Genomic DNA, 14,225 nt, shown 5'->3' with positions numbered 1-14,225 from the left:
TTTATTTTGGAGGCGCGGTCCGGAGTCGAACCGGACTAACCGGATTTGCAATCCGGGGCATAACCGCTTTGCTACCGCGCCGCCGTAAAACCCAACATCAAAGTCGTTGGTGCGACTCTGACAACTACTGATGAAAAAGGGAAGCCGGGGCTTCCCTTCTCGAAAAACTGGAGCGGGTAACGAGGCTCGAACTCGTGACCTCAACCTTGGCAAGGTTGCGCTCTACCAACTGAGCTACACCCGCATTGCCTGACTCAACCGCTTGCGCCGTCTTGTTCAGCAACTTCACTAGGCCGTTTCAATCACTCTCTGCGATCTAGCGAAGCTGGCATTGTAATCCAGTTTTTGGCCGGATGACAAGATAAATGCAATTTCTTCAGTGCGGCACCACCGTGCTCTTGGCTGCACCATCATCCGGCTTGGCCGCCGCGACGGGGACTTCCTCGTCCGGCAGTGGCGTCGGCACGGACTCGAGAGCGACCTCCAACACACGTTCGATCCAGCGCACGGGCACGATCTCGAGCTGGTTCTTCACGTTCTCCGGAATGTCCTGCAAGTCCTTGACGTTCTCTTCCGGGATCATCACGGTCTTGATGCCGCCGCGGTGAGCCGCGAGCAGCTTCTCTTTCAGGCCACCGATGGCAGTGACTTCGCCGCGCAACGTGATCTCGCCGGTCATCGCCACGTCGGCGCGCACCGGGATGCCGGTCAGCGCAGACACGAAGGCCGTGGTCATCGCGGCACCCGCGCTCGGGCCATCCTTGGGCGTCGCGCCGTCGGGCACGTGCACGTGCACATCGCGCTTCTCGAAGACTTCGTCCTTGATGCCCAGGCGGCGGGCGCGCGAGCGCACCACGGTGCGGGCCGCTTCGACGGATTCCTTCATCACGTCGCCCAGCGAGCCGGTGCGGATGATGTTGCCCTTGCCCGGCATCGCGGTCGCCTCGATGGTCAGCAGATCGCCGCCCACTTCGGTCCACGCGAGGCCAACCACCTGGCCGACCTGGTTCTTCTTCTCGGCACGACCGAAGTCGTACTTGCGAACGCCCAGGAAGTCGTGGAGGTTCTCCTCCGTGACGACCACCTTGCCTTCGTACGACTTCAGCTGGATACCCTTGACCACCTTGCGGCAGATCTTGGACATCTCGCGCTCGAGCGAACGCACGCCGGCTTCCCGCGTGTAGTAGCGGATCACGCCGCGGATGGCCGACTCGGTGACTTCCAGCTCCTCGTTCAGCACGCCATTGTTCTTGCGTTGCTTAGGCAGCAGGTAGGTCTGGGCGATGTTGACCTTCTCGTCCTCGGTGTAGCCCGACAGGCGGATGACTTCCATCCGGTCCAGCAGGGCCGGCGGGATGTTCATCGAGTTGGACGTGGCGACGAACATCACATCGGACAGGTCGAAGTCGACCTCGATGTAGTGGTCACCGAAGGTGTGGTTCTGCTCGGGGTCCAGCACTTCCAGCAGCGCCGACGACGGGTCGCCGCGGAAGTCCATGCCCAGCTTGTCGATCTCGTCGAGCAGGAACAACGGGTTGCGCGTGCCCACCTTGGTCAGCGACTGCAGCACCTTGCCCGGCATGGAGCCGATGTAGGTGCGGCGATGGCCGCGGATCTCGGCCTCGTCACGCACGCCGCCCAACGCCATGCGAACGAACTTGCGGCCCGTGGCGCGCGCAACGCTCTGGCCCAGCGAGGTCTTGCCGACGCCTGGGGGGCCAACCAGGCACAGGATGGGCGCCTTGACCTTGTCGACGCGCTGTTGCACCGCGAGATATTCGAGGATGCGGTCCTTGACCTTCTCGAGGCCATAGTGGTCTTCGTTCAGCACGTCCTCGGCGTTCTTGAGGTCGTGCTTGATCTTGGTCTTCTTGCTCCAGGGCAGGTTGACCAGCGTGTCGATGTAATTGCGCACCACCGTCGCCTCGGCGGACATCGGCGACATCAGCTTGAGCTTCTTCAGCTCGGCGTCGGCCTTCTTGCGCGCCTCCTTGGGCATCTTGGCAGCGAGGATCTTCTTCTCGAGCTCCTCCATGTCGGCGCCGTCTTCGCCGTCGCCGAGCTCCTTCTGGATGGCCTTGACCTGCTCGTTCAGGTAGTACTCGCGCTGGCTCTTCTCCATCTGGCGCTTGACGCGGCCACGGATGCGCTTTTCGACCTGCAGGATGTCGACCTCATGCTCCAGCAGGTCCAGCAGCTTTTCCAGGCGCTTGGCGACATCGGCCAGGTCCAGCACGGCCTGCTTGGCGTCGAGCTTGAGCGGCAGATGGGCGGCGATGGTGTCCGCCAGGCGGCCCGGATCGTCGATGCCGCCGATGGACGTGAGGATCTCGGGCGGGATCTTCTTGTTGAGCTTGACGTACTGATCGAACTGCTGCGTGACGGCGCGGCGCAGGGCCTCGACTTCGGGCGCATGCTCGGTTTCAGGCGGGATGGGCGTCACCTCGGCAACGAAGTGCTCGCCCGGCTCGGTGATGGACTGCGTGGTGGCACGCTGCAGGCCTTCGACCAGCACCTTCACGGTGCCGTCGGGCAGCTTCAGCATCTGCAGGATGCTGGAGACGCAGCCGACCTCGAACATGTCCTCGGGCTTGGGCTCGTCCTTGCCGGCAGCCTTCTGGGCGACCAGCATGATCTGGCGGCCGGCTTCCATCGCGGCTTCCAGCGCCTTGATGGACTTGGGACGCCCGACGAACAGCGGAATGACCATGTGCGGGAACACGACCACGTCACGCAGCGGCAACAGCGGCAGCGTGATCGGGTCGGCGGGGAGGATGGGGTGTCCGGACATGAAGACCTCTCTTTCTCAGGCCGATATCAGGCCTGAGGGGACGATTGCAAGTTGAGGGCTCAGGCGCTGGCCTTGGCTTGCTCGCGATAGACCAGCAAGGGGCGTGCCGCTGCGTCCTCGATGTTGTGCTCGTCCAGCACGACCTTTTCGACGCCGTCCAGCGCGGGCAGGTCGAACATGGTGTCGATGAGCGCCTGCTCCATGATGGAACGCAGCCCCCGAGCGCCGGTCTTGCGGGCCAGGGCCTTGCGGGCGATGGCGGCCAGCGCCGGCTTGCGGATTTCGAGCTCGACGCCGTCCATCTCGAACAGCTGCTGGTACTGCTTGACCAGCGCGTTCTTGGGCTCGGTCAGGATCTGGATCAGCGCGTCCTCGGTCAACTCGCCCAGCGTCGCAACGACAGGCAGGCGACCGACGAGTTCGGGAATCAGGCCGAACTTGATGATGTCCTCGGGCTCGCACTCGCGGAAGACCTCGCCGACCTTTCGGTCGGACTTGCTCTTCACGGTCGCGCCGAAGCCAATGCCGGACTTCTCGCTGCGGTTCTGGATGACCTTCTCCAGGCCATCGAACGCGCCGCCGCAGATGAACAGGATGTTGGTCGTGTCGATCTGCAGGAAGTCCTGGTTGGGGTGCTTGCGGCCGCCCTGCGGGGGCACCGACGCCATCGTGCCTTCGACGAGCTTGAGCAGCGCCTGCTGCACGCCTTCGCCGGACACGTCGCGCGTGATGGACGGGTTGTCGGCCTTGCGCGAGATCTTGTCGATCTCGTCGATGTAGACGATGCCGCGCTGCGCACGCTCGACGTCGTAATTGCAGTTCTGCAGCAGCTTCTGGATGATGTTTTCGACGTCCTCGCCGACGTAGCCGGCCTCGGTCAGCGTCGTCGCATCGGCGATCACGAACGGCACATTCAGCAGACGCGCGAGCGTCTGCGCCAGCAGCGTCTTGCCGGAGCCGGTGGGGCCGATGAGCAGGATGTTGCTCTTGGACAGCTCCACCGATTCCTTGGCCGTCGCCATGTGGCGCAGGCGCTTGTAGTGGTTGTAGACCGCCACGGCCAGCGTGCGCTTGGCGACGTCCTGGCCGATGACGTATTGATCGAGGCTGGCCTTGATCTCGCTGGGCACCGGCAGGTCGGACTTGCCGGCGCGGGCGGCCGGTGCGGGCGCGGGGATCTCGTCACGGACGATGTCGTTGCACAGCTCGATGCACTCGTCGCAGATGAAGACGGACGGCCCGGCGATCAGCTTCTTGACCTCGTGCTGGCTCTTGCCGCAGAAGGAGCAGTACAGAACTTTCTCGCTGGAGGTGCCTTTTTTGTCGGCCATGAGAACTGCTCGATAGAACTTGAGGGATCGGGGCGGGATGCCTCGAATGATGATAGTCCAAACGATCTCGGGGCCCTCGTAGGGATAAGGGCCCCGATTTCGCTGCGAATCCGGGGGCCGTTGCCAGCCCCCAGGGGACTCAGGGCCGGTGCTCCAGCACCTGGTCGATCAGGCCGTAGCCCTGGGCTTCGGCCGCAGACATGAAATAGTCACGCTCGGTGTCGGACTGAATTTTCTCCAGCGTCTGGCCGGTGCGCTCGGCCAGGATGCGGTTCAAGGCCTCGCGTGTCTTCAGGATTTCACGCGCATGGATTTCAATATCCGTGGCCTGGCCCTGGGCGCCGCCCAGCGGCTGGTGAATCATCACCTTGGCATTGGGCAGCGAGAAACGCTTGCCCTTGGCGCCGGCGGCCAGCAGGAAGGCGCCCATGCTCGCGGCCATGCCCATGCACAGCGTCGAGACCTCGGGCTTGATGAAGTTCATCGTGTCGAAGATCGACATGCCCGCCGAGACGCTGCCGCCCGGGCTGTTGATGTAGAGCGAAATTTCCTTGTCGGGGTTCTCGCTCTCGAGGAACAGCAGCTGGGCGACGACGAGGTTGGCCACCGCGTCGTTGACCGGCCCCACCAGAAAGATGATGCGCTCGCGCAGCAGGCGCGAGTAGATGTCGTAGGCACGTTCGCCGCGCCCCGACTGTTCGATGACCATGGGCACCATGCCCAGATTGCTGGTTTCAAGCGCGCTCATTCAAATCCTTGAAGACAAAGCGGTAAGGGCTGTTATGGGGGCGAATTATGGCCACGCAAGAAAGAAGGCGCCGGGCCTCGCGGCGCGGCGCCTTTTTCGGCTTGTGGGCTCTCAGTTGCCGGCAGCCATCAGTTCGTCGAACGGCAGGGCCTTGTCGGTCACCTTGGCCTTGGACAGCACGAACTCGGTGACGTTGTTCTCGACGACGACCGCCTCGACTTCCGCCATGCGCTCGCGGTCGCTCAGGTACCAGCGCAGCACTTCGGCCGGCTTCTCGTAGCTCTGCGACAGCTCTTCGATGTGAGCCTGCAGCTGGGCCGGCTTGGCCTGCAGGTTGTTAGCGCGCACCAGCTCGGCGACGACCAGACCCAGGCGCACGCGACGCTCGGCCTGCGGCTTGAAGATGTCGGCGGGGATCTCGGCCTTGTCGGCATCCTTGACGCCGCGCTTCTTCAGGTCCTCACGGGCCTGGCCGACCATGCGTTCGGCTTCGCCCAGCACCAGCGCGTTGGGAACGTCCAGCTCGGCCACGGCGACCAGCGCGTCCATCACGGCGCCCTTGTTGCGAGCCAGCACGCGGAACTTCACCTCGCGCTCGAGGTTCTTCTTGATGTCGGCGCGCAGGGCTTCGACCGTCGCGTCCTTGATGCCCAGCGACTTGGCGAACGCCTCGTTCACTTCGGGCAGGTGCTGCGCCTCGATCTTCTTGACGGTGACGAGGAAGTCCGCTTCCTTGCCGGCCACGTCCTTGCCGTGGTAGTCCTCGGGGAATTGCAGCGGGAAGGTCTTGGACTCACCAGCCTTCATGCCACGCACGGCGGCGTCGAACTGCTCCAGCATCTGGCCTTCGCCGATCAGGAACTGGAAGCCCTCGGCCTTGCCGCCCTGGAAGGGCTCGCCGTCGATCTTGCCTTCGAAGTCGATCGTGACGCGGTCACCGGCCTGGGCCACGTCGGCGGCGGCACGCTGGGCGAAGCTGCGGCGCTGCTTGCGCAGGATCTCGACGGTCTTGTCGATGGCTTCTTCGGTCACGTCACTGGCGATGCGCTCGACTTCAGCGGCGGCCAGATCACCGATCTTCACGTCGGGGTAGATCTCGAAGGTGGCGTCGAAGGCCATCTGGCCTTCGGGCGCTTCGTCCTTCTGCTCGATGCGCGGCATGCCGGCCACGCGCAGTTGGGCTTCGTTGGCGGCGTTGTTGAAGGCGGCGCCGAGCTTGTCGTTGACGACTTCGTACTGCACCGAGTAGCCGTAGCGCTGGGCCACGACGTTCATCGGCACCTTGCCGGGGCGGAAGCCATCGGCCTTGACGGTACGGGCCAGCTTCTTCAGACGGGCTTCGACTTCGCTGTTGATGTCAGCGGCCGCCACGTGCAGGGTGATGCGGCGTTCCAGCTTTTCGAGGGTTTCGACGGTGACGGCCATGATGGACTCGGGAACAGTTGAAGGACAGTAGTGGTGCGCGGGGCCGGACTCGAACCGGCACGCCCGTGAAGGCGTCAGGACCTAAACCTGGTGCGTCTACCAATTTCGCCACCCGCGCAATTCTTGGGTTGGACAGCTTCAGCGCTGCCCCGTAGGCGATTCGGCAAACCGGCGATTGTAGCGATGCTGCGCGGCTTGCCGGCCGCCCCGGTGCGCGGGGCGGCAAAACCCTAGGCAATGTGAGCCCCTCGCACGGTCTGTCGCCGCTGAACGCGGGCCAGCCCGGTCGGTCCCCCGCGGGGACAAAGCCGTTTGCGGCATTGAGCCGCAAACGGCTTCAGATGGGCCGGCTCGGGAGCGGCCCAGCACTCGGCCCGAAATGCTCCAGCTTCACGCGTTGTCGGGCAAATCGCTGGGCAGATGGCTGTGCATGCGGCTGTGCCCGTCCTCTTTGGGCCGCGCGACGCGGAACCAGGCCGCGTACATGGCGGGCAAGGCCAGCAGCGTGAGCACGGTCGCCACGACGAGGCCGCCCATGATGGCCACCGCCATGGGTCCCCAGAACACGCTGCGCGACAGCGGAATCATGGCCAGCACGGCCGCCGCAGCCGTCAGCACGATGGGCCGGAAGCGCCGCACCGCCGACTCGACGATGGCCGACCAGTCCGGCACGCCGCGGGCGCGGTCCTGCTCGATCTGGTCGATCAGGATGACCGAATTGCGCATGATCATGCCCATCAGCGCGATGACACCCAGCAGCGCCACGAAGCCGAACGGCCGGTTGAGCAGCAGCAGTGCCATGGCCACGCCGGCGATGCCCAGCGGACCGGTCAGGAAGACGAGCATGGCGCGGCTGAAGCTCTGCAGTTGCAGCATCAGCAGCGTGAAGGTGATGAACAACATGATCGGAACGCCGGCCGCGATGGAGCCCTGGCCCTTGCTGCTCTCCTCCACCGCGCCAGCGATCTGGATGCCGTAGCCGCTGGGCATCTGGCGCTGCAGCGCCTCGAGCTGCGGCCAGACCTCCTTGGTCACCGTCGCGCCCTGCAAGCCCTCGGCCACGTCGCCCTGCACGGTGACGGCATACAGCCGGCCCTCGCGCCACAGAACGCCCGGCTCCCATGCGAAGTCGATCTTGGCGATCTGCGTCAGCGGGATGGCGCGGCCCGTCGACGACGGGACATAGGCATTGCCGATATCGGTGATGACGGCGCGCTCATCCGCCGGCTGGCGCAGCACGATGTCGATGAGCTTGTCCGCCTCGCGGTACTGGCCGATGACGGTGCCCGACAGCAGCGTGCGCACCGACTGGGCCAACGCCTGGCTCGACACGCCCAGCGCCCGGGCCTTGTCCTGGTCGATGTTGAGCCGCAGCGTCTTGATGTTCTCGTTCCAGTTGTCGTTGACCCCGCGCATGTTGGGGCTGGCTCGCAGGATGTCCTTGGCCTTGTCGGCCCATTCGCGAACCACCTTCGGATCCACACCCGCGACGCGGAACTGCACGGGGTAAGACACGGGCGGCCCATTGGGCAGCAGCTTGACCCGGCCACGCGCCTCGGGGAACTCCTCGGCCAGCAGTGCAGGCAGGCGCTGGCGCAGCGCTTCGCGCTCCGCCAGCCCCTTGGGCAGCAGGATGGACTGCGTGACGTTCGACGCCGGGAAGATGTTGTCCAGCGGCAGATAGAAGCGCGGCACGCCGGAGCCGACCCAGCTCGTCACGGTGGCCATGCCCGGCTCGGTGAGCATGCGGGCCTCGAAGCGGCGGGCCAGCGCCTCGGTCTCCTGGATCGTCGAGCCTTCGGGCAGCGTGAGGTCGACGAGGATCTCGGGCCGGCTCGAGTCCGGGAAGAACTGCTGCTGCACGCGCGTCATGCCGAACAGGCCCAGCCCGAACACCAGCAGCGTGAGCGCGATGGTCTTCCAGCGGTTCTCCACGCACCAGCGCACCAGCACGCGAAAGCGGTTGTAGAACGGCGTGTCGAACAGCTCGTGGGCCTCACCACCGGCGCTCGGCCGCGTCTTGAGGAGCAGAGCCCCGAGATAGGGCACGAAATAGACGGATACCACCCAGGAGATCACCAGCGCCGCGGCGGTCACGGCGAAGATCGCGAAGGTGTATTCACCCGTCATCGACTTGGCCAGCCCGATGGGCAGGAAGCCGACCGCCGTGATCAACGTGCCCGTCAGCATGGGCATGGCCGTCACGTCGTAGGCGAAGGTGGCGGCATGCATCTTGTCGTAGCCCTCTTCGAGCTTGCGCACCATCATCTCGACGGCAATGATGGCGTCGTCCACCAGCAGGCCCAGCGCGATGATCAGCGAGCCCAGCGAGATCTTGTGCAGGCCCACGCCCCAATAGAACATCGTCACGAAGGTGATGGCCAGCACCAGCGGGATGGTGATGGCCACGACCAGGCCCGGCCAGATGTCCACACGCAGCGGCCGCGTGTGCAGGCCCAGCGACAGGAAGCTGACCAGCAGCACGATGACGACCGCCTCGATGAGCACGTGCACGAACTCGCCGACGGAGGTGGTCACCGCCTTGGGCTGGTCCTGGATCTGGTCGAGCTGGATGCCGGCCGGCAAGTCGCGGCCGATGGCCTCGGCCGCCACGCCGAGCGCCTTGCCCATGGCGATGATGTCGCCCCCCTTGGCCATCGACACCCCCAACGCCAGCACCTCCTTGCCCTGGAAGCGCACCTGGGTGGTCGGCGGATCGACATAGCCGCGGCGGATGTCGGCGATATCACCCAGGCGCATCTGGCTGGCCACGCCGGTCTGCGGGTTCACGGCGCGGATGGGCACGTCGGCCAAGGCCTGCGCCGACATGAACTGGCCCTGCACACGGATCTGGAAGTTCGCGCTGCCCGCATTCAGCACGCCGGCGCCCTCGACGGCGTTCTGCGCGCCGATCTGGTTGATCACCTGGTTGAAGTCCAGGCCCAGCTGGGCCAGCCGTCGCTGCGGGATCTCGACGAACAGCTTCTCCGGCTGGATGCCGAAGATCTCGACCTTGGCCACATCCCTGACCTGCAGCAGCGCCTGGCGCACGCGATCGGCGTGCTCGCGCAACTCCTCGCGGCTGAAGCCATCGGCCGACAGCGCATAGATGGATCCATAGACGTCGCCGAACTCGTCGTTGAAGAACGGGCCCTGCACCCCTTGCGGCAAGGTGGCACGCATGTCGCCCACCTTCTTGCGCACCTGATACCAGATGTCGGCCACCTCCTTGGGCGGCGTGCTGTCCTTGAGCTGGAAGACGGTGATGGACTCGCCGGGCTTGGCGGACGAGCGGATCTTGTCCGCGTAGTTCACCTCCTGCAGCGTCTTCTCGATCTTGTCGGTGACCTGGTCGGCCATCTGCTCGGCCGTCGCGCCGGGCCAGTAGGCCTGAACGACCATGACGCGGAACGTGAACGGCGGGTCCTCGTCCTGCCCGAGCTGGAAATAGGCGGCAAAGCCCATCAGCATCAGCACGACCATCAGGTAGCGCGTCAGCGCCGGGTGCTCGAGCGCCCAGCGAGACACATTGAAGCCTTCGCCCACGGCGGCCTTGTTCGGCGGGATGTTCATGCGCGCCCCCGGTTCAGCGCGAAGCAGCGGACGCAGCGGCGGGCTGAGCCCCGGTCGTGCGAGGCGGCACATAGCGCTTGACCTTCTGCCCCGGCGTCAGCACATGCACGCCGGCCACGACGACCTCCTGGCCAGGCTGCAACCCGCCGGCAATGACGACCTCGTTGCCATCGGCCCCGCCCACCTGCACCGGCACCGGCTTCACCGTCATGGCCGCGGTGTCGAGCACCCAGACCGATGTCTTGCCCGCTTGCTGCATCACCGACGCCAGCGGCAGTTTGACGACGCCGGGCTGCGACGGCAGGTCCAGCACCACCGTGGCCGACTGGCCCAATTGCACCGCCAGCTTGCCGGCGTCGGCCTTGACAAGGAAGGTGCGCGTGACAGGGTCTGTCGCCGCCGCCACCTCACGCAGCGTCAGCGGGTGCAGCTCGGCGCCACCCCACAGCCGCATCTTCAGCGCGCCGGGTCGCGCAGCAGCGGCACGCACGCGGGCGATCTGGTCCTCGGGCACGGAGAACACGACATCGCGCGGCCCGTCCATCGCCACCGTGACAACCGGGCTGCCGGCGGCCAGCACCTGGCCGGGCTCCGCGTTGACGCCGGTGACGACGCCCGGCCCATCGGCCATCAGCTGCGAATAGCCGGACTGGTTGACCTGCACGTCGGCCTGCGCCTTGGCCTGGTCCAGCTGCGCCTGGGCCGCCTTGAAGGCCGAATCGCGCCGCTCCAGCTCGGCCATGCTGATGAAACCCTGGCGCTGCAGGTCCACGTAGCGGCGGTAGTCGGCGGCCGTCTGGTCACGGTTGGTTCGTGCGGCAGCCACGGCCGCGAGCGCCGCAGCCTGGGCGAGCTTGAGGTCCTGCGCGTCCAGGCGGGCCAGCACCTGCCCGCGCTTCACGGCGTCGCCCAGATTGACCTCACGGGTCGCCAGCTTGCCGCCGACGCGGAACGACAACCGCGACTCGATGCGCGCCTTCACCTCGGCCGCATACTCCTGGCTGGCCCCGGCCGTGCCGGCCGTCACCACCTGGGTGCGCACCGCGCGCTCGGGCTCGGGCGCTGCGGGCTGCTTGCCACATCCCGACAGCAACGCCGGAAGCAGGGTCGCCAGCAACAGCGGCGACGCGAGACGCGAAAGAAGGGGCATGCAGACCTCGGCAAGATGTGACGGCGGCCAAAGCTCTAATGACCGGCGGGTCAGTAATGTATTCAGTGCACGCAAACGCTGTCAAACCTCGTCAAATTTTGCTGTTACACCCCTGCTTTGCAAGCCGAAGTTGAGAAAGAGCTTGAGCGTCGATCACTACGAAAACTTTCCCGTCGCCTCGCTGCTGTGCCCGCCCGCGTTGCGGCCGGCGGTGGTGGCGATCTACCACTTCGCGCGCACCGCCGACGACCTGGCCGATGAAGGCGACGCCAGCACCGAGGTCCGGCGCCAGGCGCTGCACGACTACCGCGCCGACCTGACCGCCACGGTCGCCGGCCGGCCGGCGTCGCCGCGCTGGGCCGCCGTGTTCACGCCATTGGCGCGCGAGCTGCATCGCCTGCAACCGGCGCTGCTGCACGACCTGCTGGACGCCTTCGAGCAGGACCTGGCGCCGCCGCGCTACGGCGACCGCGCCCAGCTGCTGGACTACTGCCGCCGCTCCGCCAACCCGGTCGGCCGGCTGCTGCTGGGGCTGTACGACGTGGCTGACGCCGACGCACTGCGCCGCTCCGACGCCGTCTGCTCGGCGCTGCAACTCATCAACTTCTGGCAGGACTTCACCCGCGACGGCCCCAACGGCCGGCTCTACGTACCGCAGGCCGACCTCGATCGCCACGGCGTGAGCGCCGACGACGTGCTGGCCCGGCGTGACAGCCCGGCCGCGCGCGCGCTGATCGCCGACCTGTGCGGCTGGGCCCGCGCGCTGATGCGCGAAGGCGCCCCGCTGGCGCTGCAACTCAAGGGCCGCGCCGGCTGGGAGTTGCGCCTGGTGGTGCAGGGCGGCCTGCTCATCCTGGACAAGATCGCCGCCGGCGGCCACGACAGCCTGTTGCGCCGACCGGCCATCAAGCCATGGGATCTTCCCCGGCTGGCCTGGCGTGCGCTGACAATGCGCGCCACATCATGAGTCCCGAGCAATACGTCCAGGAGAAGGCCGCCGCCAGCGGTTCGAGCTTCTACTACGCCTTCCTGTTTTTGCCGCCGCCCCGCCGCGCGGCCATCACGGCCTTCTACGCGTTCTGCCGCGAGGTCGACGACGTCGTCGACGAGACGCAGGATGCCGGCGTCGCCGCCACCAAGCTGGCCTGGTGGCGCAAGGAGGCGACCAGCGCCTTCGCCGGCCAGCCCAGCCACCCGGCCATGAAGGCGCTGATGCCCCACGTGCAGGCCTACGACATCCGGCTGGAGCACCTGCTGGCCGTCATCGAGGGCTGCGAGATGGACCTGCAGCAGACCCGCTACCTCGACTACGCCGGCCTTCAGCGCTACTGCCACCTGGTGGCTGGCGTCGTCGGCGAGGTGGCCAGCGGCATCTTCGGGCGCACGCAGCCGCAGACGGTCGAGTTCGCCCACAAGCTGGGCCAGGCCATGCAGCTGACCAACATCATTCGCGATGTCGGCGACGACGCGCGACGCGGCCGCATCTACCTGCCCGTGAATGAACTGCAGCAGTTCGGCGTCAAGGCCAACGAGATCCTGCTGCGCACCCAGCCCTGGGGCTATTCGGAGCGCTTCACGGCGCTGATGACCTTCCAGGCCGAACGCGCCCATCGCCTCTACGACGAGGCACTGGCGCTGCTACCCCCCGCCGACCGCGCCGCGCAGAAGCCGGGGCTGATGATGGCCAACATCTACCGCGCCCTGCTCGTGGAGATCGAGCGTGAGAACTTCCAGGTGCTGCACCAGCGCATCTCGCTGACGCCGCTGCGCAAGCTCTGGATCGCGATGAAGACGAACTGGAAGAAATGACCCGCTCCCTGCCTGCTTCGCCGCGCCAAGGCCAGCGGCCTGGTCGTTCGGCGCCTGGCAAGGCCACGTCTGCGGGAGCCACCCGGTCGTGAAAGTCGCCGTGGTGGGCGGCGGCTGGGCGGGCATTGCTACCGCCGTCAGCCTGGTGGACGCGGGGCATGAGGTCGTCGTGTTCGAGATGGCGCCGCAGCTCGGCGGGCGGGCGCGCAGCGTCGCGGGCCGGCCCGACTACGACAACGGCCAGCACATCCTCATCGGCGCCTATCGCGACAGCCTCGCGCTGATGCGCCGCCTGGGCGTCGACCCGGACCTGGTGTTGCAGCGCCTGCCACTGGCCCTGCCCTACCCCGGCGAGCCCGGGCTGCGGCTGCCGCCCGGCGCACCGCTCGTGGCCTTCACGCGCGGCGTGCTGGGCCACGCCGGCTGGCCGCTGCGCGCGCGGCTGGGGCTGCTCGCAGCGGCCGGCGGCTGGCTGCTGCGCGGCTTTCGCTGCGACGCGGGCCTGAGCGTCGCCGCGCTGTGCGCCGCGCTGCCCCACGAAGTGAAGCGCGATCTCATCGAGCCGCTATGCGTGGCCGCGCTCAACACGCCCGCACCGCAGGCCAGCGCCCGCGTGTTCCTGCGCGTGCTGAAGGACGCGCTGTTCAGCGGCGCCGGCAGTGCCGACTTGCTGCTGCCCAAACGGCCGCTGTCCGACCTGCTGGCCGGGCCGGCCGCCGCCTGGCTGGGGCCGCGGTTGCGGCTGGGCCAGCGGGTGCAGCGCCTGGAACCCGGCTGGCGGGTGCATGGCGACAAAGGCAGCGAAGCCTTCGACGCCGTCGTGCTCGCCTGCACCAGCGTCGAGGCCGCCCGGCTGGCGGCCGACATCGCGCCGGCCTGGTCGGCCACCGCGCAGGGCCTGGGCTTCGAGCCCATCGTCACGGTCTACCTGCACAGCACCGGGAGTGCGCTGCCGTCGCCCATGCTGGCGCTGCGCGAGGGCCCGGACGCGCCGGCCCAGTTCGCCTTCGACCAGGGCGCGCTCGGCGGTGCCCCGGGCCGCTTCGCCTTCGTCGTCAGCGGCGCCGCGCCGTGGGTGGCGCGCGGCGATTGCGGCGAGGCCGTGCTGGCCCAGGCGCTGCGCGAGCTGCGCTGGGCCACGCCACCGGTCATCGACAAGGTGCTGACCGAGAAACGCGCCACCTTCGCCTGCACACCGGGCTTGCGCCGCCCGCCTGCCTTCATCGCGCCCGGGCTGTGGGCGGCCGGGGACTATGTCGATGGCCCCTACCCCGCCACGCTGGAGGGCGCGGTACGCGCCGGCCGCGCCGCCGCTCAGGGTGTCGCCGGGGCGAACCCGGCCACCAGCGGCTCGCCGACGAGCTCGCCCCGGGCTTAGCGCGGATATCTGGCGAGGCA

General features: G+C 67.1%; 9 protein-coding genes and 3 tRNA genes. 3 read left to right on the top strand and 9 right to left on the bottom strand.

The features are described from left to right. Positions 1-7: 7 nt before the first annotated feature. The 9 genes from ACG00X_RS00785 to ACG00X_RS00745 form a co-directional block, all read right to left on the bottom strand. Positions 8-81 (bottom strand) — tRNA-Cys (locus tag ACG00X_RS00785). An 87-nt stretch (positions 82-168) separates the two neighbouring features. Then, positions 169-244: transfer RNA gene (locus tag ACG00X_RS00780), tRNA-Gly, on the bottom strand. Positions 245-376: 132 nt separating this feature from the next. Further along, positions 377-2,791, bottom strand: coding sequence for an endopeptidase La (lon, locus tag ACG00X_RS00775; protein ID WP_394485968.1), 2,415 nt, complete (start codon positions 2,789-2,791; stop codon positions 377-379). A gap of 59 nt (positions 2,792-2,850) precedes the next feature. Beyond that, positions 2,851-4,122, bottom strand: coding sequence for an ATP-dependent Clp protease ATP-binding subunit ClpX (gene clpX / locus ACG00X_RS00770; protein ID WP_394485966.1), 1,272 nt, complete (start codon positions 4,120-4,122; stop codon positions 2,851-2,853). Between the two features lie 139 nt (positions 4,123-4,261). Continuing rightward, entirely contained in the window at positions 4,262-4,870 is a 609-nt protein-coding gene (gene clpP, locus ACG00X_RS00765) for an ATP-dependent Clp endopeptidase proteolytic subunit ClpP (protein ID WP_394485964.1), read from the bottom strand. Between the two features lie 111 nt (positions 4,871-4,981). Next, the gene (tig, locus tag ACG00X_RS00760) at positions 4,982-6,295 is read right to left on the bottom strand and encodes a trigger factor (RefSeq protein WP_394485962.1); all 1,314 of its coding nucleotides are present in this window, start codon (positions 6,293-6,295) and stop codon (positions 4,982-4,984) included. A 31-nt stretch (positions 6,296-6,326) separates the two neighbouring features. Continuing rightward, a tRNA-Leu gene (locus ACG00X_RS00755) sits at positions 6,327-6,413 on the bottom strand. 272 nt (positions 6,414-6,685) lie between these two features. Then, positions 6,686-9,868 carry an efflux RND transporter permease subunit gene (locus tag ACG00X_RS00750; protein ID WP_394485960.1) on the bottom strand — a complete coding sequence of 1,061 codons (3,183 nt, stop codon included), beginning with the start codon at positions 9,866-9,868 and terminating at the stop codon, positions 6,686-6,688. A 13-nt stretch (positions 9,869-9,881) separates the two neighbouring features. Next, positions 9,882-11,018, bottom strand: a complete 1,137-nt coding sequence (locus ACG00X_RS00745; RefSeq protein ID WP_394485958.1) for an efflux RND transporter periplasmic adaptor subunit — start codon at positions 11,016-11,018, stop codon at positions 9,882-9,884. Between the two features lie 142 nt (positions 11,019-11,160). Between ACG00X_RS00745 and hpnC the strand changes: the two genes are divergently transcribed. The 3 genes from hpnC to hpnE all read left to right on the top strand — a co-directional run bounded on the left by hpnC (position 11,161) and on the right by hpnE (position 14,205). Further along, positions 11,161-11,985 (top strand): squalene synthase HpnC, encoded by an 825-nt coding sequence (gene hpnC, locus ACG00X_RS00740; RefSeq protein WP_394485956.1) that lies wholly within the window; start codon positions 11,161-11,163, stop codon positions 11,983-11,985. After that, positions 11,982-12,827, top strand: coding sequence for a presqualene diphosphate synthase HpnD (gene hpnD, locus ACG00X_RS00735; protein WP_394485954.1), 846 nt, complete (start codon positions 11,982-11,984; stop codon positions 12,825-12,827). The genes hpnC and hpnD overlap by 4 nt, the downstream gene beginning before the upstream one ends. 88 nt (positions 12,828-12,915) lie before the next feature. Further along, positions 12,916-14,205, top strand: coding sequence for a hydroxysqualene dehydroxylase HpnE (gene hpnE, locus ACG00X_RS00730; RefSeq protein WP_394485952.1), 1,290 nt, complete (start codon positions 12,916-12,918; stop codon positions 14,203-14,205). Positions 14,206-14,225: the final 20 nt, after the last annotated feature.

Origin of the sequence: Pelomonas nitida, assembly GCF_043555975.1 — a bacterium.
In the GTDB taxonomy this organism is placed as follows: Bacteria; Pseudomonadota; Gammaproteobacteria; order Burkholderiales; family Burkholderiaceae_C; genus Pelomonas; species Pelomonas nitida.
This window is presented reverse-complemented; position numbering and strand designations above follow the sequence as displayed.

Excerpts from the sequence above, each read along its gene's own strand:
- clpX (WP_394485966.1), bottom strand. The coding sequence starts at position 4,122 with ATGGCCGACAAAAAAGGCACCTCCAGCGAGAAAGTTCTGTACTGCTCC.
- clpP (WP_394485964.1), bottom strand. The coding sequence starts at position 4,870 with ATGAGCGCGCTTGAAACCAGCAATCTGGGCATGGTGCCCATGGTCATC.
- hpnD (WP_394485954.1), top strand. The coding sequence starts at position 11,982 with ATGAGTCCCGAGCAATACGTCCAGGAGAAGGCCGCCGCCAGCGGTTCG.
- ACG00X_RS00750 (WP_394485960.1), bottom strand. The coding sequence starts at position 9,868 with ATGAACATCCCGCCGAACAAGGCCGCCGTGGGCGAAGGCTTCAATGTG.
- lon (WP_394485968.1), bottom strand. The coding sequence starts at position 2,791 with ATGTCCGGACACCCCATCCTCCCCGCCGACCCGATCACGCTGCCGCTG.
- tig (WP_394485962.1), bottom strand. The coding sequence starts at position 6,295 with ATGGCCGTCACCGTCGAAACCCTCGAAAAGCTGGAACGCCGCATCACC.
- ACG00X_RS00745 (WP_394485958.1), bottom strand. The coding sequence starts at position 11,018 with ATGCCCCTTCTTTCGCGTCTCGCGTCGCCGCTGTTGCTGGCGACCCTG.